Consider the following 21,498-nt stretch of genomic DNA (forward strand, 5'->3'; position numbering starts at 1 on the left):
CGCCCTGAGATAAGCACTATGCTTATCAATTACTTTAAAATAGCACTGCGAAACTTATCGAGAAGCAAACTCTTTTCGAGCATCAACCTTTTCGGTCTTGCTATCGGAATGGCTTGTTGCATGTTGTTGCTGCTTTACATTTTGAGTGAGCTGTCTTTTGACAAACATCATCGTCATGCAAAGGACATATACATTATCCGTTCGGAAAGTTATTTTGGAGGCAGCAGAAAAGAAGGTGCTGCAATAGCCGCTCCATATGCATTTACGCTCAAGCAATATTTCCCCGAAGTGGAACAGTCAACTCGTTTGTTTGTAAACATGGTAGCAGCAAAAACTTTATTACAAACACATGAGGATGGCAAAATCGCTCAATCCATTTATGAAGACAATGGCTATGCAGTCGATTCTACTTTCTTTGATGTTTTCACGTATCGCTTTGCAGCAGGCAATCCTGCGACTGCATTGCAAGAACCGAATACAATTGTTTTATCAGAAAACACGGCCCAGAAACTTTTTGGAAGCGAATCCGCTATCAATAAAACGGTTACTGTTGGCGGCACCACGGGCAATGGAGAACCATTTAAAGTAACAGGTGTTTTCAAAAGTGAAAACAGTCGTTCGCATATCAATGCAAACTTTTTTGTACCGATCTCATCTGGTTGGGTGGGTCAATTTCTGCGTGGCAATACGCTGAATTTTTCTTACAACAACATGTTCTATACCTACCTGCGCTTGCGTCCAGGCACAAATGCGAAGCAATTGGAACGCAAGTTGCCTGCATACATGGAACGCTTTGCCAATAACGATTTGAAAGTTGCAGGATTTAAAAAGTACATGCATTTGTTGCCTGTTGCAGATATTCATTTATACAGTGCAATTAACAGCGTGGTTACTTCTACCAATAGCAAAACTTACTTGTACATACTTGGTTGTATTGCAGCTTTCACATTGATCATTGCCTGCATCAACTTCATGAATCTTTCCACTGCAAGATCAGCAAAACGCGCTGTGGAAGTAGGTGTTAGAAAAGTTTTGGGTGCAGAAAAAAGTGAACTGGTAAAACAATTCCTTGGTGAGTCTATGGTGCTGTGCCTGTTATCACTCATCATTGCTTTGTTTGTTGTAGCGCTGGTGCTTCCATCATTCAATTTACTTACCGGAAAAAGCTTTACAATAAGTGATGTATTGAAGCCTTCTATACTTAGTTGCTTTGTTTTACTGGCCATTGCTACAGGATTTATTGCAGGAAGTTATCCCGCATTTTATCTTTCTGTTTTCAAGCCCGCACAGGTTTTGAAAGGACGTTTTGCAAATTCTATTTCTGCCACCTCTCTCCGCAAAGGTCTTGTTGTATTTCAGTTTGTCATTTCCATAGTGCTTGTTTTAGCAACATTGATCATCCAAAAACAAATGAAGTTCATGCATGATCAGCCATTGGGTTTTACTCAGGATCAACAAGTGATCATTCCCTTGCGCAGTGCCCAGACACGTGCTGCATATACAGGTTTAAAGAACGATATTATGCAAAGCAATCTCGTTCTCGGTGTTTCCGGTGCTGACTACTATCCCGGTATTTTTAATGCATCGGATTTCAGCGTTCGCAAACCTGAACAAAACATGAATGAAGTGCAACTGATGAAAACAAATGCTGTTGCGCCGGACTACTTACAAATGATGGGCTTCGAACTAAAACAGGGGCGTCTTTTTTCACGCGACATCATGAGCGATACTAATAACAAAATGGTGGTGAATGAAGCAACTTTAAACAAATTTTCCATTCCGGCAGATAAGGCAATTGGCCAAAAACTTTTATGGGGCGCGCCCGGTTCTCCGGAGTTTACAACCCTTGAAATTGTTGGCGTTGTAAAAGATTTTCATTTTGAAGATCTGCATCATAGCATTTCGCCTTATGCTTTCTTTTTGGCAAGCAACACAAACTTTAATTACCTGATTGTTCATGCCAAAACAGCGAACATGGACAAGCTGCTAAATATGCTTTCTGACAAATGGAAAAAGTATTGTGCAGATGAGCCTTTTGATTACAGTTTTCTTGATCAGGATTTTCAACGCAACTATAATGCAGAAGTAAAAACGATGAGCATTGTAAGCATTTTCACGGGCATTTCTATTTTTATTTCATGCCTCGGTTTGTTTGGCCTTGCAGTGTTTACAGCGCAACAAAGAACAAAGGAAATAGGCATTCGCAAAGTGCTTGGCGCTTCCGTTATAAATATCACCACAATGTTGTCGAAAGATTTTGTAAAGCTTGTATTGGTTGCAATTGTTATTGCAAGTCCGCTGGCTTATTACTTTATGCATGAATGGCTGAATGATTTTGCTTACCGTACCAATATCAATGTGTGGGTGTTTATGTTGGCAGCGTTTGTAGCCATTGCATTTGCACTAATAACGGTAAGTATTCAGGCAGTGAGATCAGCGATGGTGAATCCGGTGGAGAGCTTGAGAACAGAGTAGTTCAATTAATAATTAATAATTAAAAATTAATAACGCTTCTGCGCTGCAGAAAAAATAAATGTGATCTTTTCTGCTAATCATTGAGCGAGATGGTACCTCACTAATACTGCTGCCCTATTAATTCTTAATTATTAATTATTAATTCGTCCTTAAGCGGCATTCTTTATCTCACGCTGCTGATCCAACACTTCTTTCTTCTCTATTTTGTAAGAGTAGACTAGTCCGATACCGCCGCCGATAGCGATGAAAGCGAACCAGAGCGCTGGGTTTTCAGTATTTAAGATGTGTTGAGTTACTACGTAAGCGAGCGCTAATCCGATACCGGAACCGATGAGCAACAGGCCCCATTTCAGGCTACGGTAAGGAGCGGGAATATTGGCGAATTCCTTAGGGTTTATGCCTCTGTCAATCAATGCCATGTTTTCTTTGTTTACGAGGTAGCGCCATCCAAATATCATTGCAAAGCCGCTTACAAACGATATGATTAACCAGAGTATTGCTAATTGACCTGTTTCCATTTTAATGATTTTAATGAATTTATAATTAGTTTTTTTAAGAGTTTCTTTCTTGTCAGACTACCCTTTTGTTTTTGAGGTTACATCTTTCAGGAAATATTTTTTCAACCGGTTTCAAAGTATCAGACTAGGGATGAGCGGAAAAGGTTACGGATTAATTAAGAATTAGTAATTAATAATTAATAATTGTTCCAGTGTCGCAGAAAAACAGCGCGCAAACTCTCTGCAACGATAAGAGTTGCCCGATTACTAATTTTGGTGTGGCACCTATTAATTCTTAATTATTAATTATTAATTGTTTTCCTGTAACCTCCACCTTTCCAAAGTCGTCAAACAATACCAATGACAACACAACCTTCAGACAATGATTTAATTGTGCAGGTGCTTCGGGGCAATCAGCAGGTGTTTGCGGAATTGGTAAAACGATACCAGAATTTCGTTTTTACCATTATTCTGCGATATGTTGAGAGTCGCGAGGATGCGGAAGAGATTTCGCAGGATGTTTTCGTTAAAGCTTATCGCAGCCTGGCAGATTTTCGCGGCGATAGTAAGTTCAGCACATGGCTTTATACAATTACTTCTACTACCTGCATAACTCATTTAAGACGCAAAAAACAGGATGTATTTTCTCTTGACCAGGAAAATGTATTTGCAAGAGCCGAGAACCTGAATTCCGGTTTTACTGCAAATGAAGTGGAACAAAAGTCCAAAATCAATATGGTGAACAGTGCCATTGCGCTGCTCTCGCCTGATGATGCCCAGGTGATCACCTTATTTTACAAGGCAGAACAAAGCCTGGATGAAATAGCTACAATTATGGGTTTGGAAACAAACACTGTAAAGGTGCGGTTGCACCGGGCAAGGCAACGATTAAGAGAAAAAATGGAAAAGCATTTCGTGGCAGAACTCAGTGATCTCAGGTAATTTCTAATTAACTACCCGTTTTGTCAAGCAAGGATTTTGACTATTCATTTTTTACTTTTTATTTAAATTTTGATCTCATACTTTTATAAAACACATTATTATGGACACAAATAGCAATATGGAAGAAAGATTATGGGACTACGTTGATGGTATTTCCAGTGCCCATGAAAGAAGTGTGATTGACAAATTGCTGGAAACCGACAGCGCGTGGCGCCATAGGTATAAAGAGATTTTGAAGGCCAATATTCTTTTGCAGGAAAGCATTGAACTCGACGAGCCTTCTATGCGCTTCACGCAAAATGTGATGGAAGATATTGCCAAATACAAAATTGCGCCGGCGGCCTCTACCTACATCAACAAGAAGATCATCTACGGCATTGCCACCGTGTTTATAACCATTATTGTGGCAATGTTTGTGTATGTTTTTGCAAACGTAAACTGGGCCTCTGCCGGAGCTGGTGGTGGTATGCCATTTGATATCTCTAAGATTAATTACGGCAAAATATTCAGCAGCACATACGTGAACATATTCCTGATGCTGAACGTGATGATCGGCCTGGTGTTATTTGATAAGTACCTTTCGGTTAAGAAGAAGAAGCTGTTGGCGCAAGACTCGACAAACACAGCCATTTAACCGTTTAATCAATTAAACTTACTCAATTTAATAAGGTCGAATCCGCTATTTTTGTTGTTTAGTTGTAAATCAGCACTGTTCAACATTTTGAACAAAGGATATTGACCTATTGGCAAAGAATCTTCTAATAATAGTCACTTTTATAATTTGCGGAGTTTTCTCCGCAAATGTTTTTGCACAGGATACATCCATCGTCAGACAGTTTACACCAACATTCGATACCAGCCGCAAGGAGGTGCCTGAAAAGGATTTGATAGATGTCATGCATTCTTTGCGAAAAAATAAACCGGTTAAAGTTGTAGATACCACCATACAGCCACACAAGTTTCTTTACTCTGTTGTACCGGCTGTTGGGTATACCCTTTCCAGCGGTTGGACGGCCATTCTCAGCGCGAATGTTGCGACATATTTAAGTGATCCTAAAACAACCAATATCTCCAGTCTTACGGTCAGCGCCAATTATACCCAATACAGTCAGTTAACGCTTCCTGTTTTTTTAACGGTCTGGACGAAAAACAACGAATGGAATATTTCAGCGGATTGGCGATTTTACAAGTACCCGCAGGATACCTACGGTCTGGGCGGACACAGCCAGATTGAAAACGCAGACAATATCGATTACTACCATTTGCGACTGCACCAGTCGGTACAAAAACGCATAACAAGTTCACTATATCTTGGGCTGGGTTACTTTCTGGACTACCATTGGGATATAGATGAAAAGGGATACAACAAGGACGTAGCGGAATATGGTCTACCGCCAAAAACGCTTGCTTCTGGACCTGTCGCAACCGTTTTATTTGACAGCAGGAAAAACTCGATCAATCCTTCACAGGGCTTTTTCGCAAATGTTGTGTACAGGCCCAACCTCACCATATTTGGAAGTGACAACAACTGGCAGTCGTTGACAATTGACGTAAGAAAATATATCAATTTTCCAAAAGGTAGCAAAAACGTACTGGCGTTTTGGAACCTTGACTGGCTCACTCCATCAGGCAAGCCACCTTACCTTGATTTACCAAGTACGGGCTGGGATTCGTTCAACAATACCGGCCGGGGTTATATTCAGGGGCGCTACAGAAGCTATAACATGCTATATCTCGAAAGCGAATACCGTTTCCAGATTTCGCGTAATGGACTTTTCGGCGGCGTGGTATTTGCCAATGCGCAAAGCTTCTCCAACGGTCCGGGTCTTCATTTCGACAACGCTGCACCCGCCGCAGGACTTGGCCTCCGTATTAAAGTGAACAAAATTTCCAAAGCAAATATTGCTATTGACTACGGCTTCGGACTCAATGGATCAAAAGGGTTGTTTGTTAATTTGGGAGAAATCTTTTAGTCCTCATCTCTTCACCACTTTCCTCACGATCACCTCTCCTTTTTGCGGAATGATTTGCAGTGAATATGAACCGGAGCTTAATGAACCGAGTTGATTTAGTTCATAAGAAGCTGTTCCTTTTTTAAGTGTGACCGTTTCATTTCTCAACAATTTTCCATCAATGCTTCGCAAAATAATTTTCGCAGTTTGTAATGTGCAGGAGTAAATGTTCATGGTAAACTTATCTTCAAACGGAATCGGATACACTGCGTCATTCAGCAATACACACGCTCTCTGATCATTATTTCCTTTAATCAAAATCGTGTTGCTATAAGTAAATGATCCGTCAATATCGATCATCTTCAAACGGTAGTATGCGTCTATGCTGACATTGCTGTGTGTGAAATGGTATTGTAAAGATGAGTTGCTGGTGCCGGCCGCAGCAACGGTTCCAGCCAATTGATAGCTTGTATTATCTGCACTGTATTCTATTTCAAATTTGCTCGTATTTACTTCGTCATGGGTGCTCCAGCGTAAAACATTATCGTTGCCAACATGAGAGCCTTCGAAGTCAGTTAAACTTAACGGCAACGGCTCTCCCAAAGTTCTAAAAGTACCTTGCAAACTCGTGGTGCTTTTAACCAAGCGGCATTGACTGAAAATACCAAACTCATAAACGGTTCCTTTTCGCAGATTGGTTAAATTAATGCGGGCATCAGTTACATTGCTACTTATCCAGCTATTGTCGCCAGTTTTCCGGTATTGAAAATCGTAAGACTGCGCGCCCATTGAATTCCATATAACCGAAGCATTATCTTCTTTAGGATCGGACGTCACGGAAGTTGGTGCAGCACACGCTATGGAAAAGGTTCTTTCAGCAGTATAATCGCTGTAAAATCCTTCCGCACATTTCGCTTTGATTCTGTACACATATTCCTCACCCGCCTGGAAATTGGCAATTACCTGTGAGGTGGCTTTCTCCGCCGTATTAACAGTTGTCCAGTCTGTCTCATTTGTTTTTCGATACTCAATAACATAAGAAGGATTTTGCGGAGCTGCCGTCCAGAACAGTAATACAGTATTGCCGGAAATAAATTCGCCTGGTAATGTAGGAGGTTGGCAGGTGGTTGTAAATGTCCCCACATCAGTGTACGTACTCTCATAATCGTTACACTGTTTTTTCATTCGATAGTTGTATTGAGTGTTGGCTTCCAGGTTCGACAATAATTGCGACCCTTCCGCAATACCGTCTATTGAGATCCATACATTGTCAGACGCTTTTTTGTATTCCAGCGTAAATGTTTTTGCGCCACTAAAACCCTTCCATGTAACAAGTACAGAAGTTGATGAAATGTTTAAAACGCTTATGAGATAAGGGGTTGAGCAAGGCAAAGAGAATTGATATTCTTCGCTTTTTGTACTTATACCTGTAGGGCAGTGCGATTCCACACGATACACATAATTGGTGCCGGCTTCAATAAAAAAAGTGTACTCGTTAGTAAGAATAGGCTGCATCACCATCCAGTCGGGGTCACTAACTTTTTTATATTCCAGAAAATAATAGTCAGCATTAGCATTCGGCGTCCATCTGCATGTTATTTGCGATAGATCCGGATCACTTGTCCCGAACGCAGTTAAACCAACAGGCGGTTCACACGGACATACACCTATTTGTTCAAGGCAGGCCGCTCTCGATACATTGCCCCTGATAAAATCGCCCGGTATTTGGCCAAATCCATTGATCATCAGAATTCCCCGGGGCTGCAAATGGCAATAACTCATGATGGTGCCATGCCATGCATCAACCGGGTCTGCATTGTTAAAAATTGTGTAGGAACATGTAGGACAATCAGTGGCGCCCTCTGTTGCCGCGCAATTGTCAATGGCTCCGCAAGTATTGCCCGGACCTGTTTTCCAGCCACACCATTGTGTATGGTTTGAACCAAGCAAATGACCAAGTTCATGCGATGTTGCCATTACGTTCCAGGAATATGTTTGCCAGGGAACTACGTTTTTGGGATTCATTCCAAAAGCACCATAAGCATACTGCCGGTTACACAGACCGCCTACATAGCCCAGCCCATCGCCGTTTCTACCACATATCAGAAACGCCAGGTCGCCATCAAAACTATTGTTCTGATTGTTCCAGTTTGTTTTAAAATCAGTCAATGCAATGTAAGTGTCATCACTTCCATACGGATCCTGTGTGGTCCATATTTTATAGGCCGACAATTCCATAACAATCCCTTCATTTTGATATAGCGCCGCTACTTCGTTGAATAACGCCAGTACAAAATTTTCTGTTGCGGTGTAATCGTTATCAAAATTCTGGTAGGTATGATCGTCTGTTTCCCAATAACATTTCACTTTACGGCATTGTGTTTCTCCAAGACTCGTAACTGACGGCACGCCCGCTCCGCTTATCTTTCCTCCTGCAGTTGGTGTAACTTCATCATCTTTTGTAAGGCAAGTAAACGGCTCCTTTATTTTCAGATCCGCATCATTGTAAACAATATACTGATCGCTGTTCTTTAATTTTGTTAGAACATAATTACCTGTTTTATTGAGAAACAATCCTACCACACTACCATCTTCAAAAACGCTGAAAGCCGCTAGCGAATTGGGATCGCCGTCAACATAGCCACGATAATGTACACTCTTGCCCGTTCTTTTCAATGCGGGCAAAACACTTTTATTTACAGGACTTATTTCCTGCTTCATCAACACAAGATCGAAGCTCCTTTCCACTGTGGGGATTTCGAGTTTAACCAGTTCCGAATTACTGCGAAGCAGTGTTGATTGCAAATTCCCATTAAGCGATAATATGGTTCTCTTTGATATGATACTATCCGGAATAATTCTGTTGAGTTGCTGAATTGGCAAAGCTTTTTGAAACAGCGACATTTTCGGCAGACTTCCTTTTTGAGATAATTTCTGTTGCCTGGATTGCACCATTTGATATAAACGGGAAGGTTGCTTGTTTTGCGCGAAGAGAGAAATTTGTATTACAACTAAAAGAAAAAGCAAACTTCCTTTCAAAAAATGTTTCGCTGGCATAGCTAAGGTTTTTAGGGGTCATTGCAATGCACGACTCTTTTAAATTACTCCATTTTTAGGGCAAATACTAGAGAAGGAAGGTATTTTTACGATTTAGTAATGAGGTGGTGTACACATCTTGCAATCAGCGTAAACAAAAAAGACGCGACAGTGTCGCGTCTTTACGGGAATTATTTCAATTTTATTAGTCGTTGAACTTCTTCTTAATGTCCATCAGTTTTGCCTGGAACGGATTTAATGGCTGTGGTTTACCGCCGCCCTGTTGTGGTTTTTTGAGGTTTTGGTTGCCACCACTTCTTTGGCCCTGCTCTTTGTTGTCTCTTGCAGGTTTGCTGCCGTCCTTCATGCTCAGGCCAATACGCTTTCTCGCAACATCCACTTCGGTTACCGTTACCATTACTTTTTGTTGCAGTTTAACGGCTTCGTTTGGATCGCTGATGTAAGAATTGCTTAGCTGAGAAATGTGAACCAAACCATCCTGTTTTACGCCGATGTCAACAAACGCACCAAAGTTGGTAATGTTTGTAACGATGCCGGGCACAGTCATTCCTACTTTTACATCTTCAATGGTTTTGATGGTTTCATCGTAACGGAACTCTTCAATCTGTTCACGCGGGTCCCGGCCTGGTTTTTCAAGTTCTTTCAGGATATCATCGATGGTGAACTCACCTACTTTTTCAGATACATATTGTTTGCGGTTGATCTGTTTGCGCAAATCATTTTGCTTGATCAGATCTTCTACTGAACAATTCAAATCTTTAGCCATTGCTTGCACAACTGAATAACTTTCAGGGTGTACAGCGCTGTTGTCAAGCGGATTGTCTGCATTGCGAATGCGTAAGAAGCCCGCACACTGTTCGAATGTTTTTGGCCCCATCAAACTCACTTTCTTCAGCTCATCACGAGTTTTGAAAGCACCATTTTTTGCTCTGTATTCAACAATGTTTTTTGCGAGTGTTGCGCTCAAACCGGAAACGTAGTTCAGCAAATGCTTACTCGCTGTATTCAAGTCAACGCCTACGTGGTTCACCGCACTTTCTACTACTTTGTCAAGGCTTTCTTTCAAACGTGTTTGGTTTACGTCGTGCTGGTACTGACCCACGCCAATTGACTTCGGATCGATTTTTACCAACTCACTCAGTGGATCAAGCAAGCGACGGCCAATGCTGATAGAACCACGAACGGTTACATCCTGATCAGGAAACTCTTCACGTGCCACTTCTGATGCGGAGTAAATAGACGCGCCGCTTTCATTCACCATGAATATACTTACGTGCTTACCAAAGTCTATGTTACGAACGAGTTGCTCTGTTTCACGACCTGCAGTACCATTACCAACACCAATAGCTTCGATGTCGTATTTGTTTACGAGATATTTTAACTCGTGAATCGCTTCATCCGTTTGATGCTGGGATAAGGTGTAGATAGTTGTGTTGTGAAGGAAATTCCCCTGCTCATCAAGACAAACCACTTTGCAACCGGTACGGAAACCCGGATCGATTGCCAATACACGTTTTGAACCCAGCGGAGAAGCCAGCAACAACTGACGAAGATTTTCCGCGAATACTTTTATCGCTTCTTCATCAGCATCTGTTTTACTAAGCAGACGGTATTCATTTTCGATAGAAGGCTTCAGCAAACGATCGAATGAATCATCAATTGCTTTCTTCACTTCACCTGCAGCAGGGTTGCTCGCTTTTACAAATATTCTTTCAAGATCTTCTACGCCTGTTGTTTTGTCGACGTTAAGATCCATGATCAGGTAGCCTTCCTTTTCGCCACGGCGGATCGCTAAAATTCTGTGGGAAGGACTTTGGGAAAGCGGTTCGTTGAACTCAAAATAGTCACGGTATTTCTGCGCCTCAGGGTCATCTTTTTTGCTCGACAAAACTTTTGCCTGCAATACAGATGTTTCTTTAAATATCTGGCGCACCTTATTTCTTGCCTGCTCATTTTCACTCACCCATTCTGCAATAATATCTCTTGCACCCTGCAATGCTTCTTTATTGTCTTTTACAAGATCGTTCAGGTATTTTGCCGCTTCTTCATCCGGAACTTCGTTGCCTTGTTCGAAAAGTAATTTTGCCAACGGCTCCAAACCTTTTTCAATGGCTTGCGTGGCCCTTGTTTTACGTTTTGGCTTGTAAGGCAGGTAAATATCTTCCAGTTCAGTAGCGTCATAACAATCGTCAATACGTTGTTTAAGCTCCGGCGTTAATTTACCCAGGCCTTCAATTGTTTTGATAACTGTTTCTTTTCGTTTCTCAAGCTCGTTGAAATACTTGATTTCCTCCACTACATTGTTGATCACCACCTCGTCGAGGTTTCCTGTAGCTTCCTTCCTGTATCGCGCCATAAACGGAATGGTTGCCCCTTCAGCATTCATGTCGTGAATATTTGTAATCTGCTTAATAGATAGGCTTAATTTTTCCGCAGCTTTTTGTACGTACTTCGGTTCCATGAGTAAATATTTTTAAAGAAACGATTTTCGCTTTTTTGGAAAAGCGGGGAGCAAATGTAAGGTATGAATTGAAAGAAAAAACTTTGATTTTTTATCAGGAAAGACGTATAAAAAAAGACAAAAATAAAAAGTCAAAATTCAAAAAAGACTCTCCGAAAATCGAACACCCCTTTTTGACTTTTGACTTTTGAATTTTGAATATTTACTTAGTCTTTAATAAACAATGCCTTTAGTTCTTTCGCGTCGTCTGGCTTCATTTTACCACCCAGGATCAGGCGAAGCTGGCGTCGGCGCAATGCTCCTTCAAAAAGCGCCTTTTCCTCGTCTGTTTCCGCAACAAAACCCGGTACAGCTGTAGGTTTGTTGTTTTCATCAAGTGCTACGAATGTATAGTATGCCTCGTTGCTTTTATATTTTACCCTTTTTGCCAGGTCTTCTCCCCAGATTCTCAAATGCACCTCCATAGAAGTGGTAAAAGCGCGACTCACCTTTGCTTCAATATGCACCACGTTGCCCAGTTTAATAGGTGATTCAAAAGAAATATTGTCAACGGAAGCCGTTACAACAGGCATATTGCAATGTTTTTGTGCAGCCAGTGCCGCTGCGATGTCCATCCAATACATTAAGCGACCACCCATAAGGTTATTGAAGAGATTGGTATCATTCGGTAGCACCAATTCCGTCATTATGATTGCGCTTTCTGCTGCTCTTTTTGCGTCCATATTTAATTTTTATAATGTGGCGCAAATCTAGTGTAATTTGAGAATTTGAAGATTTGAAAATTTGAAAATGCTGCGAATGCAGCTTTTCTATTTTTTTCAGCTCTAAAATATTGAAAGATCACATGCAAATTTGAAAGCAACACAGAAAGCATTTTCAAATTTTCAAATCTTCAAATTATCAAATTAAGGCGCTTTCCAGAGACTTCAGGAATTCAGCGTCTACATCCGCGCCTATACCCGGTTCTTCGGGAACGGTAACAGAAAAATTATTGAAGGAAATGCCTCCTTTTACCGGATCAAGTTTGTGGCCAAGCATACAGGTGTCCATATCATAAAAACGGATATTGTCAGTCGCTTTTGCAAAATGAGCAAAGGCAGTAAGGGCAAGTCTGCTTTCCAGCATGCCACCCATCATGCACGGAATGTTACCCTGCTTGCAAACTTCATTTATTTTTATCGCTTCAAGAATGCCACCGCTTTTGGCGAATTTTATGTTCACATAATCACACGCTTTGGTAGCGATTAGGCGCTTCGCATCATGATGATCAAATACGCTTTCATCCGCCATTATTTTTACAGGAGAGTTCAATGTGAGCTCAGGTAAAACGGGATCATGATGTCTTCGCATCGGCTGTTCGCAAAATTCGACATCAAAGCGACTAATCTCGTTCAATGCAAACTCAGCGTCTGCATAGCTCCAGCCCTGATTTGCATCTACACGCAGCGTGGTAGATGGATGAACAGCTTCCCTTATTTGTTTTACTCTTTCTACATCCTCGGCAGGATGTTTTCCCAACTTTATTTTAATGATCTGCACACCACGTTCGATAAACGCTGCCGCTTTTGCAGCCATATTTTCCGGGGTGTCTATGCCAATTGTAAGGTCGGTGATCATTTCTTTTTGCTTCGTATTTGCATTAAGAAATGAATACAATGGTTTGCCCGCCTGCTTTGCAGCAATGTCGTACAGCACCATGTCAAACGCACTTTTAATGGTTGCATTATAAGCTGTAAATGCATGTAATTCACTCATTCTTGCTTCAATGTCCAGTGCATCTTTGTTCTTCCACAACTGCGCAAAATCTTTTGCCATTACAAAACATGTCTCCTGTGTTTCACCCACGATCATTGGAAACGCAGAGCACTCCCCCACTCCAACAATGTTCTCATTTGTAAAAGCTTTGATGAAAATGTTTTGCGCAAAATTCATTGTTCCCGTTGCTATAGTAAAAGGATGCATGGGAATGCTGTATTTGTATATTTCGAATGCTGTAAAGATCAAGATATGAGTTTTGAGTTTTTAGTTCTGAGTTTTGAGTTTGTGAACGCACCCTCTAGTCGTAACAACCGCGCGATTTTGACTTTTGATTTTTGACTTCCCCCTTAATTTCCTATTGCCTTAAAAACAGCCAGTGTTTTCGAGCCTTCGCGTAGTTGCAGCTCATCTCCCACAATGAAATAATTATTGGTAGATTGTATGTAGGCAAATAGTTTTGTCTCCACTGCATTGATTTCGGGCGCACACATTTTTTTGGTGCTTGCAAGGTGATTCATTCTTAGCGAAGCAATGCCTGTTCTATAATTACCGCGAATAAAATTGCACCCCCCATAGCCGGTAAATTTTAGGTCCATTGTATCAAATTGTATGTAAGCACTGTCGCTGATTAATGCACCATCCATTTTCGTAAGTTTCCATTTCGCATCAGTTAAGGCAACATTCGGCATGTTTTGTTTCCTGTAAATCGTCCGAGCGCTGCGTTTTTGAATCGCTGCAGTGACAAGAGAATCATTGTTTACGTTTAACACCACCATTGTATCACGCACCATTGTTGCAGGTGCATTGCCCATATTGCTTTCAATTACGAACACAAGTGTGTCGCCGGTGAGCCACCATTTTTTATAATCCAGCGTGGGTGTATTAATGGATTCGGCAATACTGTCCTCCTTTAGTTTGAAACCTTCCACCTGCCCTCCTTTTCCCGGCTTTTGACAGATCCATGCGCCAAGATATTTGCCCGCACTGAGATTTACCTTTTTCTCCTTAACCACTGCTATCGTGTCTTTGCCCTCATTTTTCGATTGTGACGCATTGTTACATGCGCTCAAGAACGTTAATGCAAGAAACAGTACTCCGAGAATATTTTTCATCTGTCTACTTTTTGTTGTTTTTAAAGATCACCTGCCAGCGTGAATTGTTCACTATAATATCATGCCTCAACTGGAAAAGTTCATAGAGTAACCCGATCAGCAATTTATAAAAGTGTTTATATATTATTCTTAATAAAAAAGGAACTAACATATTCTTTACAAGACTCTTGCCAATTTGATGTATTTCAACAAACAACGTAATTTATTTAAAAATAACTATTGCCATTCTATTTTTCTACACTTCGATTCACTAATCAATCGATTGTGTCATTTTTATTTAAAAAACACCTACCGGGAAAGGGTTTCCGTAATTTTGCTGATTCATTTTTTTAAAATGTCACTATGAATACACTCCCCAAAATTTCTTTTGACAATACAGCTAACGCATTTGAGTACAAGTCCGACAAACTCCTGAAGAAAGCACGTTTTCTTTTCTCTTGCATGAAAAATAATTTTCTTGTAAAAGCTGGTATGGCCCTTACTCCTTTGGCAATCAAATTAAGACTGCCGGTGAAAGGCTTGATCCGTAGTACTATTTTCCAACAGTTTGTTGGCGGAGAAACACTTGAGCAAACAAAATCTGTTGCAGAAACATTAGGCAAATATCATGTTCAGGTTATTCTTGATTATGGTGTAGAAGGCGGAAACGACGGAGAACAAGGGTTTGATCATTCTACCGAGGAATTTTTACGCGTTATCAATTATGCTGCTACGCAAAAAAATATTCCGTTCATGAGCATTAAAGTAACAGGTCTTGCAAGATTTGAGTTACTGGAAAATATCAATGCTTTGATGAACAAACAAAGAGGCGATCTGCTGCAATGCTATGACAAAGCCCTGCAGCAATTAAGCGCTGAAGAAAAGGCAGAATGGCAAAGAGTTGTAGACCGTGTTGAAAAAATCAGCAAGGCCGGTTACGAAAAAAATGTTGGCGTTTTAGTAGATGCAGAGGAGACATGGATACAAGAGCCTGTAGATGCATTGACAACAAAGATGATGGAGAAATTCAATCACAAATCAATCGTTATTTACAATACGCTTCAAATGTACAGACATGATCGTTTGCAGTTCCTGGAAGAAGCGTTGCAAATGGCCATTGAAAGAAAATATGTTTTGGGGGCAAAAATCGTTCGTGGTGCTTACATGGAAAAAGAAAGGGACCGTGCCGAAGAAATGGGCTACCCTTCCCCCATACAGCCCAATAAAGAAGCAACAGACAGAGATTATAATGCAGCCGTGGATCTTTGCGTAGACAACATTAACAACGTTGCTTTGATAGTTGCTTCGCACAATGAATACAGTAACCTGTTTGTTACAGAAGAACTACTGTTAAAAGGCTTTCCATTAGATCATCCACACGTGCACTTTTCGCAATTGTATGGCATGAGTGATAACATCACTTTCAATCTTGCGAAAGCAGGTTGCAGCGTTAGCAAATATTTGCCATTCGGTCCTATCAAAGATGTGGTTCCTTACCTGATGCGCCGTGCAGAAGAAAATAGTTCTCTAAGCGGACAAACAGGAAGAGAGTTGAGTTTGATTGAGAAAGAAATAAAACGGAGAGCCAATTAATAATTAAAATTAGTAATTAATAAGGCCGCATTCGTGTATGAATGCGGCCTTTCTTTTGTTTTAAAAAAAGAAAATGCAACTTCTTATTTAAGTGCTACCCCTATTAATTATTAATTATTAATTTTCTTCAAATTGGGCAAAAACCCCGTCAACAACCCTATCAGCGGCAAAAACGCACACACCTGGTACACATGCTGAATGCTCGTTTGATCAGCCAGTTTTCCTAAGAGTGCAGAGCCGATACCACCCATACCAAACGCAAAGCCGAAAAATAAACCTGCAATGGTACCTACTTTGCCCGGTATCAACTCTTGTGCATACACTAAGATGGCTGAGAATGCAGAGGACAATATCAAACCTATAAATACACTTAAAATGCCTGTCCAAAAAAGGTTTACATGAGGCAACAAAAGTGAAAACGGTGCTACCCCCAGTATAGATATCCAGATTACATATTTACGACCGATCCTATCGCCCAAAGGCCCGCCCAGAAAGGTTCCGGCAGCTACTGAAAACAGGAATACGAAAAGATAAATCTGTGCGCTTTGAACCGATACATGAAACTTGTCGATCAGGTAAAAAGTGTAGTAGCTTGTCATGCTCGCCATGTAGAAATATTTGGAGAAAATAAGCACCAGCAAAATGGCTACGGACAATACAATTTTTGATTTTGGCAAATGATTGTCCATGCTAACCGTTCTCGATTTCTTGCTCTTAATGCGACCAGTATTTTGCTTATACCATTTCCCAATGTTTATCATAATCACTATCGCTACCAAAGCGGCCAAAGAAAACCAGATAACATGTCTTTGTCCTAACGGCACAATGATTGCCGCCGCCAACAATGGGCCTAAAGAACTACCCGCATTTCCGCCCACCTGGAACAGCGATTGAGCCATGCCGTGTTTGCTTCCCGCCGCCATGTGCGCGAGTCTTGAAGCTTCAGGATGAAAGATGGAAGAACCAATTCCCACCAATGCCACAGACACAAGCACCATTGGAAAGGTGGAAGCAAAAGACAAACAAACCAGGCCGCTTAACGTAAAACTCATGCCTATTGCAAGCGAAAATGGTTGCGGTTTTTTGTCGGTATACAAGCCAACAAGAGGTTGCAATAAAGAGGCCGACAATTGAAACACTAAGGTGATCAATCCTATTTGCGTAAAGTTCAGTTTAAGAGATTCCTTCACCAGCGGATAAATCGCTGGAATTAAAGACTGCAAAGTATCATTCAATAAATGCGAAACACTTAAAGCAACCAGTACTGAATAGACTGTTTTTTCTGCTACTTCCTTTGCGACTGTTACCGATGGTTGTTCTGCTGTTGTTTTCATTATCTGGTCAATTTGTAAAGTTATTTTCTATGAGTTGCTATGTTCTTCGAAACAATCAAAGATCGCCGCAAATCCTTATCAGCAATGGCTTTCAGGAGTTGCTCGTGCATACCCTGCGTTTCCATGAAGACGTCAGTGCTTTGAAATTTTTCTAAAAACATATTCTTTAAATGCATGGCAACAGTCTGGTATATCTCCACCATAACACTGTTGGCCGAGGCCTCTGCAATGGCAATATGAAAATCAATATCTGCCTGGATACATGCAGCAACATCCTGCGCCTGCGCATATTTTCTTCGTAACAAAATTGCTTGTTTCATTTTCGCGACATCCGCTTCAGATCTTCGCACCACAGCCATCTCCACGATCTTTTCTTCTATGGCAAGGCGTACTTCATTCACTTCATCGAATTTCGCCCTCATCAACCTTTGCGATAAGGGTTCACCAAAGCCGGTTTTGGAAACAATGGTGGTCCCAGTCCCTTGTCTCACTTTTATAAACCCATCATTTGTAAGAATTCTTATTGCTTCCCGTATCGACGAGCGGCCTACACCAAACTGTCCCATTAATTCAGGCTCTGTAGGAAGCTTGTCGCCAACCTCGTATCTGTCGGAACCAATCAGATCTTTCAATCGTCCGGCGACTTCTTCTGCAAGACTCAATTTGCTTATTTTAGTTTCATTCATCATATCATCAGATGTTTACAAAACTAGAAGTTTGGCCTGTCAAAACATAATTCCATTGGCCCGTTTTTGGGGTAGTTTTCCACAAACCTGAAATTACGCTGCTATTCAAGCGAAAGTGCCGATTAAAAGGCCGTATCCTGCGGCCTCTGATCATACTCTTTCCGGCCAATACCTTAACTTTGCGATTATTTTTTTTAAAAAACCCATAATCCACATTTTATAATATGGCAGATGTTTTTGAAAAACTAGTGAAGGACGGTGGTCCGATAGGTCAGCACATGAAAAGAGCACATGGCTATTTTGCGTTTCCAAAACTGGAAGGTGAACTGGGGAGCAGAATGACGTTCAGAGGAAAAGAAAGAATCGTTTGGAGCTTAAACAACTACCTCGGACTTGTAAACCATCCTGAGGTGAGAAAAGCAGATACAGAAGCCGCTGCAAGATGGGGCATGGGTTATCCTATGGGTGCCCGCATGATGAGTGGTAACACTAAATATCATGACCAACTGGAAAAAGTTTTGTCCGGTTTTACAAAAAGGGAAGATGCAATGTTGCTGAACTTCGGCTATCAGGGTATCATGAGCTGTATTGATGCACTGGTAAACAGAAGGGATGTTATCGTGTACGATGCAGAATGCCACGCTTGTATTGTTGACGGCGTTCGTTTGCATATGGGTTATAGCTATACTTTCAAACATAACGATATTGAAGATTGCGAAAAGCAATTGCAACGTGCTGCTAAAATGGTTGAAAAAACCGGTGGTGGTATTTTGTTGATCACAGAAGGTGTGTACGGCATGAGCGGCGATCAGGGTAAATTAAAGGAAATCGTTGATCTTAAAAAGAAATATGAGTTCCGCATCTTGATCGATGATGCGCATGGTTTTGGTGCAATGGGTAAAACAGGTGCCGGTACAGATGAAGAACAAGACGTTCAGGATGAAATTGATCTTTACTTTTCTACATTCGTAAAGTCTATGGGTAGCATCGGCGCATTTATAGCCGGTCGTAAAGATGTTTTGGCTTACCTCCGTTACAACACAAGATCTCAGATCTTCGCTAAAAGCTTACCGCTTATTATCGTGGAAGGGATGTTGAAACGCATGGAAATGCTGCAAACAATGCCTGAATTGAAAAACAGATTGTGGGATGTTACCAATAAACTTCAAAACGGCCTTCGCGAAAGAGGTTTTGATCTTGGTAAAACCAACACAATGGTTACACCGGTTTACATGAAAGGAGACGTTCCTGAAGCAACTGCAATGGTGCTGGATCTGAGAGAAAACTACAATATTTTCTGCTCCATCGTAGTTTATCCGGTTATACCAAAAGGTCACATTATCTACCGACTTATTCCAACTGCAGCTCATACAGATGAAGACATTGAATTAACATTGATTGCATTTACTGAAACGAAAAAGAAGTTGGATGAAGGGCAGTACCGTGTTGCGGAAATTCCAGACATGGCAGAGGCTCTGTAATTTTACTAAGTATATATTTCAAATAAAAAGAGTAGTTCCACGAACTACTCTTTTTTTATAACTATTTGTGAATTAATGCAAAAAAAATCCCGCCTGTTGGGCGGGATGCACTAATCAAATACCATTAACCATTAAACCTTATCCTATGAAAATTCAAATATAAGATGTTGAAATGATAACTTTAGTTGCACTTGTAATTTTTTTTGCAAACTTTAGTACTTTATTGATCGAAATCAAATTCATCTAGAAAATATTATATATAAATCGCGTACTTCTACTTGATCCACAGGGTTTAATGCAAAAAAAAAGGGCCAGGATAGAAATCCAGCCCAAATTTTAATCCAATATCCTATGAAAAACCTACTCTAAAGACAACACCGCATATTGATATGTTGCATATGTCTTCAAATAAATTTTAATATTTTATTTAGACATTGTTGCAAATTTCACATTTAGTAAGGGCGGCAAGCTCCTTTTTCAGGATCCCCTGGTTTTCTGCGAATTATTTATGCAATTAGACAATCATTCCTCTATACTTTTGATATCAGAAAAAAGGAACAATGGCAAAAAACAGAATAGTTATAGCAGTAACAGGCGCAAGTGGCTCTATTTATGCGAAAATATTGATGGACAAGCTCATGCTTCTAAAGGAGCAATGGGACGAAGTAGGCGTGGTTATGACGGAAAATGCCAAAACAGTTTGGAGCACGGAGCTCGGAAACGAAGACTACCAAAAGTATCCCTATAAATTTTACACACAACAGGACTTTTTCGCACCCTTCGCCTCAGGGTCGGGGCAATACAACGTAATGATAATAGTTCCCTGCTCTATGGGCACTCTGGGCCGTATTGCGCATGGAATTTCAAATGACCTCATTACAAGAGCAGCAGACGTGGTTCTAAAGGAAAGAAGAAAGCTCATTTGCGTCGCGAGAGAAACGCCTTACAACCTTATCCATATTCGAAATATGGAAGCAATTACACTTGCCGGAGGAATTATTTGTCCTGCCACCCCATCGTTTTACAGTAAACCGACAACTATAGACGAAGCCGCAGCAACGGTTGTAGACAGAATAATTGACCTTGCCGGACTATCTCTAACAACTTTTCGCTGGGGAACGAACTAGTTTAAACGCATAATTGTTATTATATTCAACAAAACTTGTTTGCTTTGTTTAAGTTTGAATATACCACCACCGACTACCGAACCTTTCTGCAAGACTTTGCTGCTGCTTTGGGAACAACAGTTATCAATGACCGTATTGTTTTTCCAGAGCATATAGGTCACGGTTTTATGCAACTGATAGAGTTGCCCAACGATTTGCAAGCTATCATTTCCGACTACAGCATTCATGGAACTTATTGTATCAGGCGCCTGAAAACACATGACGACTACTACACGTTGCGATACGAGGAGATAACGATCAACGACAACTTCACGTTTTTGATAGACGCAGACGAGCACAAGGAAACGAACGACAAGCATTCCGCCATTTACCTCACAAGCACCATTTTCGATATATCGTACCTCGTAACCAAAGGAGGATCATTAAAAGGTCTCAACATTATTTTTAATAAAGAATGGTTAGGTAAACATCTGGGCATAACCGACTCCGATGACGTGTTAAGCACCTACATAAATTTAAAAACAGCCAGCAGCAATATAGAACCGCTGGATGCAGAATACAAAAGGCTCTTCAACGAAATCATGGAAACCGGCCACGACAATCCACTCTGGCTCGGCATTGTACAGAATCGCGTAATGCTGATCATTGAACGTTTCTTTACGCGTTTGTACGACAAAAATCAATCACTCACAAAACACGTTCGCATATCCCGGCACGATATTTCCAGCCTGCAGGAAGTGGAAGAAATTCTTACAAAAGATGTGACCGTCTCTCCTCCAACTATTGAGGAACTGGCAACAACTGTAGCCATGAGTCCGGCTAAATTAAAGCGCATTTTTCGCGAGGTCTATGATAGCGGCATCTATTCCTATTATCAGAAACAAAGGATGGTAAAAGCCAGGGAAATGCTACTAACAGGTGATTATTCCGTGAAGGAGGTAGGTATGCACGTCGGCTACTCCAACCTGAGCAACTTTGCTACAGCTTTTAAAAAGGAATTTGGCATTTTGCCCGGAACGTTAAAACACGCGGGGTAGTCAGGAA

General features: G+C 41.0%; 16 protein-coding genes. 8 read left to right on the forward strand and 8 right to left on the reverse strand.

Translation table 11 applies throughout. The features are described from left to right. Positions 1–18: 18 nt before the first annotated feature. Positions 19–2,475: an ABC transporter permease gene (locus KTO63_RS15315; RefSeq protein WP_217792248.1), complete on the forward strand. Its 2,457-nt coding sequence runs from the start codon at positions 19–21 to the stop codon at positions 2,473–2,475. A 149-nt stretch (positions 2,476–2,624) separates the two neighbouring features. Here the strand turns inward: KTO63_RS15315 and KTO63_RS15320 are convergent, their stop codons facing one another. Continuing rightward, complete coding sequence (locus KTO63_RS15320) at positions 2,625–2,993, reverse strand: DUF6249 domain-containing protein (RefSeq protein WP_217792249.1); 369 nt, start codon at positions 2,991–2,993, stop codon at positions 2,625–2,627. A 339-nt stretch (positions 2,994–3,332) separates the two neighbouring features. Here KTO63_RS15320 and KTO63_RS15325 point away from each other — a divergent pair, with 339 nt between their 5' ends. The 3 genes from KTO63_RS15325 to KTO63_RS15335 all read left to right on the forward strand — a co-directional run bounded on the left by KTO63_RS15325 (position 3,333) and on the right by KTO63_RS15335 (position 5,887). Then, positions 3,333–3,914, forward strand: coding sequence for an RNA polymerase sigma factor (locus KTO63_RS15325; protein WP_217792250.1), 582 nt, complete (start codon positions 3,333–3,335; stop codon positions 3,912–3,914). Between the two features lie 100 nt (positions 3,915–4,014). Continuing rightward, entirely contained in the window at positions 4,015–4,548 is a 534-nt protein-coding gene (locus tag KTO63_RS15330; protein WP_217792251.1) for a hypothetical protein, read from the forward strand. Between the two features lie 109 nt (positions 4,549–4,657). Next, entirely contained in the window at positions 4,658–5,887 is a 1,230-nt protein-coding gene (locus tag KTO63_RS15335; RefSeq protein WP_217792252.1) for a BamA/TamA family outer membrane protein, read from the forward strand. A 3-nt stretch (positions 5,888–5,890) separates the two neighbouring features. Here KTO63_RS15335 and KTO63_RS15340 read toward each other — a convergent pair whose 3' ends face one another. From KTO63_RS15340 to KTO63_RS15360, 5 genes are all read right to left on the reverse strand, one after another. Further along, the gene (locus KTO63_RS15340; RefSeq protein WP_217792253.1) at positions 5,891–8,923 is read right to left on the reverse strand and encodes a M12 family metallo-peptidase; all 3,033 of its coding nucleotides are present in this window, start codon (positions 8,921–8,923) and stop codon (positions 5,891–5,893) included. A gap of 184 nt (positions 8,924–9,107) precedes the next feature. After that, positions 9,108–11,384, reverse strand: a complete 2,277-nt coding sequence (locus KTO63_RS15345) for a Tex family protein (protein WP_217792254.1) — start codon at positions 11,382–11,384, stop codon at positions 9,108–9,110. A gap of 206 nt (positions 11,385–11,590) precedes the next feature. Further along, positions 11,591–12,106, reverse strand: coding sequence for an acyl-CoA thioesterase (locus tag KTO63_RS15350; RefSeq protein WP_217792255.1), 516 nt, complete (start codon positions 12,104–12,106; stop codon positions 11,591–11,593). A gap of 178 nt (positions 12,107–12,284) precedes the next feature. Beyond that, positions 12,285–13,388 carry a mandelate racemase/muconate lactonizing enzyme family protein gene (locus tag KTO63_RS15355; protein ID WP_232373197.1) on the reverse strand — a complete coding sequence of 368 codons (1,104 nt, stop codon included), beginning with the start codon at positions 13,386–13,388 and terminating at the stop codon, positions 12,285–12,287. 101 nt (positions 13,389–13,489) lie between these two features. Continuing rightward, a complete protein-coding gene (locus KTO63_RS15360; protein ID WP_217792256.1) occupies positions 13,490–14,254 on the reverse strand; it encodes a lipocalin family protein in 765 nt (254 codons plus the stop codon). Positions 14,255–14,596: 342 nt separating this feature from the next. Here KTO63_RS15360 and KTO63_RS15365 point away from each other — a divergent pair, with 342 nt between their 5' ends. After that, entirely contained in the window at positions 14,597–15,826 is a 1,230-nt protein-coding gene (locus KTO63_RS15365) for a proline dehydrogenase family protein (protein WP_217792257.1), read from the forward strand. A 110-nt stretch (positions 15,827–15,936) separates the two neighbouring features. Here the strand turns inward: KTO63_RS15365 and KTO63_RS15370 are convergent, their stop codons facing one another. Next, complete coding sequence (locus tag KTO63_RS15370; protein WP_217792258.1) at positions 15,937–17,160, reverse strand: MFS transporter; 1,224 nt, start codon at positions 17,158–17,160, stop codon at positions 15,937–15,939. A gap of 20 nt (positions 17,161–17,180) precedes the next feature. Then, positions 17,181–17,849, reverse strand: a complete 669-nt coding sequence (locus KTO63_RS15375) for a FadR/GntR family transcriptional regulator (protein WP_232373198.1) — start codon at positions 17,847–17,849, stop codon at positions 17,181–17,183. A 221-nt stretch (positions 17,850–18,070) separates the two neighbouring features. Here KTO63_RS15375 and KTO63_RS15380 point away from each other — a divergent pair, with 221 nt between their 5' ends. The 3 genes from KTO63_RS15380 to KTO63_RS15390 all read left to right on the forward strand — a co-directional run bounded on the left by KTO63_RS15380 (position 18,071) and on the right by KTO63_RS15390 (position 21,491). Then, positions 18,071–19,327, forward strand: a complete 1,257-nt coding sequence (locus KTO63_RS15380) for an aminotransferase class I/II-fold pyridoxal phosphate-dependent enzyme (protein ID WP_217792259.1) — start codon at positions 18,071–18,073, stop codon at positions 19,325–19,327. A gap of 560 nt (positions 19,328–19,887) precedes the next feature. After that, positions 19,888–20,454, forward strand: coding sequence for a UbiX family flavin prenyltransferase (locus tag KTO63_RS15385; protein ID WP_217792260.1), 567 nt, complete (start codon positions 19,888–19,890; stop codon positions 20,452–20,454). A gap of 44 nt (positions 20,455–20,498) precedes the next feature. After that, on the forward strand, positions 20,499–21,491 hold the full coding sequence (locus KTO63_RS15390; protein WP_217792261.1) for a helix-turn-helix transcriptional regulator: 993 nt from the start codon (positions 20,499–20,501) through the stop codon (positions 21,489–21,491). The last annotated feature ends 7 nt before the right edge of the window (positions 21,492–21,498 follow it).

It is taken from the genome of Pinibacter aurantiacus (assembly GCF_019130065.1).
Lineage (GTDB): Bacteria > Bacteroidota > Bacteroidia > Chitinophagales > Chitinophagaceae > Pinibacter > Pinibacter aurantiacus.

Excerpts from the sequence above, each read along its gene's own strand:
- KTO63_RS15315 (WP_217792248.1), top strand. The coding sequence starts at position 19 with ATGCTTATCAATTACTTTAAAATAGCACTGCGAAACTTATCGAGAAGC.
- KTO63_RS15375 (WP_232373198.1), bottom strand. The coding sequence starts at position 17,849 with ATGATGAATGAAACTAAAATAAGCAAATTGAGTCTTGCAGAAGAAGTC.
- KTO63_RS15330 (WP_217792251.1), top strand. The coding sequence starts at position 4,015 with ATGGACACAAATAGCAATATGGAAGAAAGATTATGGGACTACGTTGAT.
- KTO63_RS15360 (WP_217792256.1), bottom strand. The coding sequence starts at position 14,254 with ATGAAAAATATTCTCGGAGTACTGTTTCTTGCATTAACGTTCTTGAGC.
- KTO63_RS15350 (WP_217792255.1), bottom strand. The coding sequence starts at position 12,106 with ATGGACGCAAAAAGAGCAGCAGAAAGCGCAATCATAATGACGGAATTG.
- KTO63_RS15370 (WP_217792258.1), bottom strand. The coding sequence starts at position 17,160 with ATGAAAACAACAGCAGAACAACCATCGGTAACAGTCGCAAAGGAAGTA.
- KTO63_RS15365 (WP_217792257.1), top strand. The coding sequence starts at position 14,597 with ATGAATACACTCCCCAAAATTTCTTTTGACAATACAGCTAACGCATTT.
- KTO63_RS15320 (WP_217792249.1), bottom strand. The coding sequence starts at position 2,993 with ATGGAAACAGGTCAATTAGCAATACTCTGGTTAATCATATCGTTTGTA.
- KTO63_RS15325 (WP_217792250.1), top strand. The coding sequence starts at position 3,333 with ATGACAACACAACCTTCAGACAATGATTTAATTGTGCAGGTGCTTCGG.
- KTO63_RS15385 (WP_217792260.1), top strand. The coding sequence starts at position 19,888 with ATGGCAAAAAACAGAATAGTTATAGCAGTAACAGGCGCAAGTGGCTCT.
- KTO63_RS15340 (WP_217792253.1), bottom strand. The coding sequence starts at position 8,923 with ATGCCAGCGAAACATTTTTTGAAAGGAAGTTTGCTTTTTCTTTTAGTT.
- KTO63_RS15380 (WP_217792259.1), top strand. The coding sequence starts at position 18,071 with ATGGCAGATGTTTTTGAAAAACTAGTGAAGGACGGTGGTCCGATAGGT.
- KTO63_RS15345 (WP_217792254.1), bottom strand. The coding sequence starts at position 11,384 with ATGGAACCGAAGTACGTACAAAAAGCTGCGGAAAAATTAAGCCTATCT.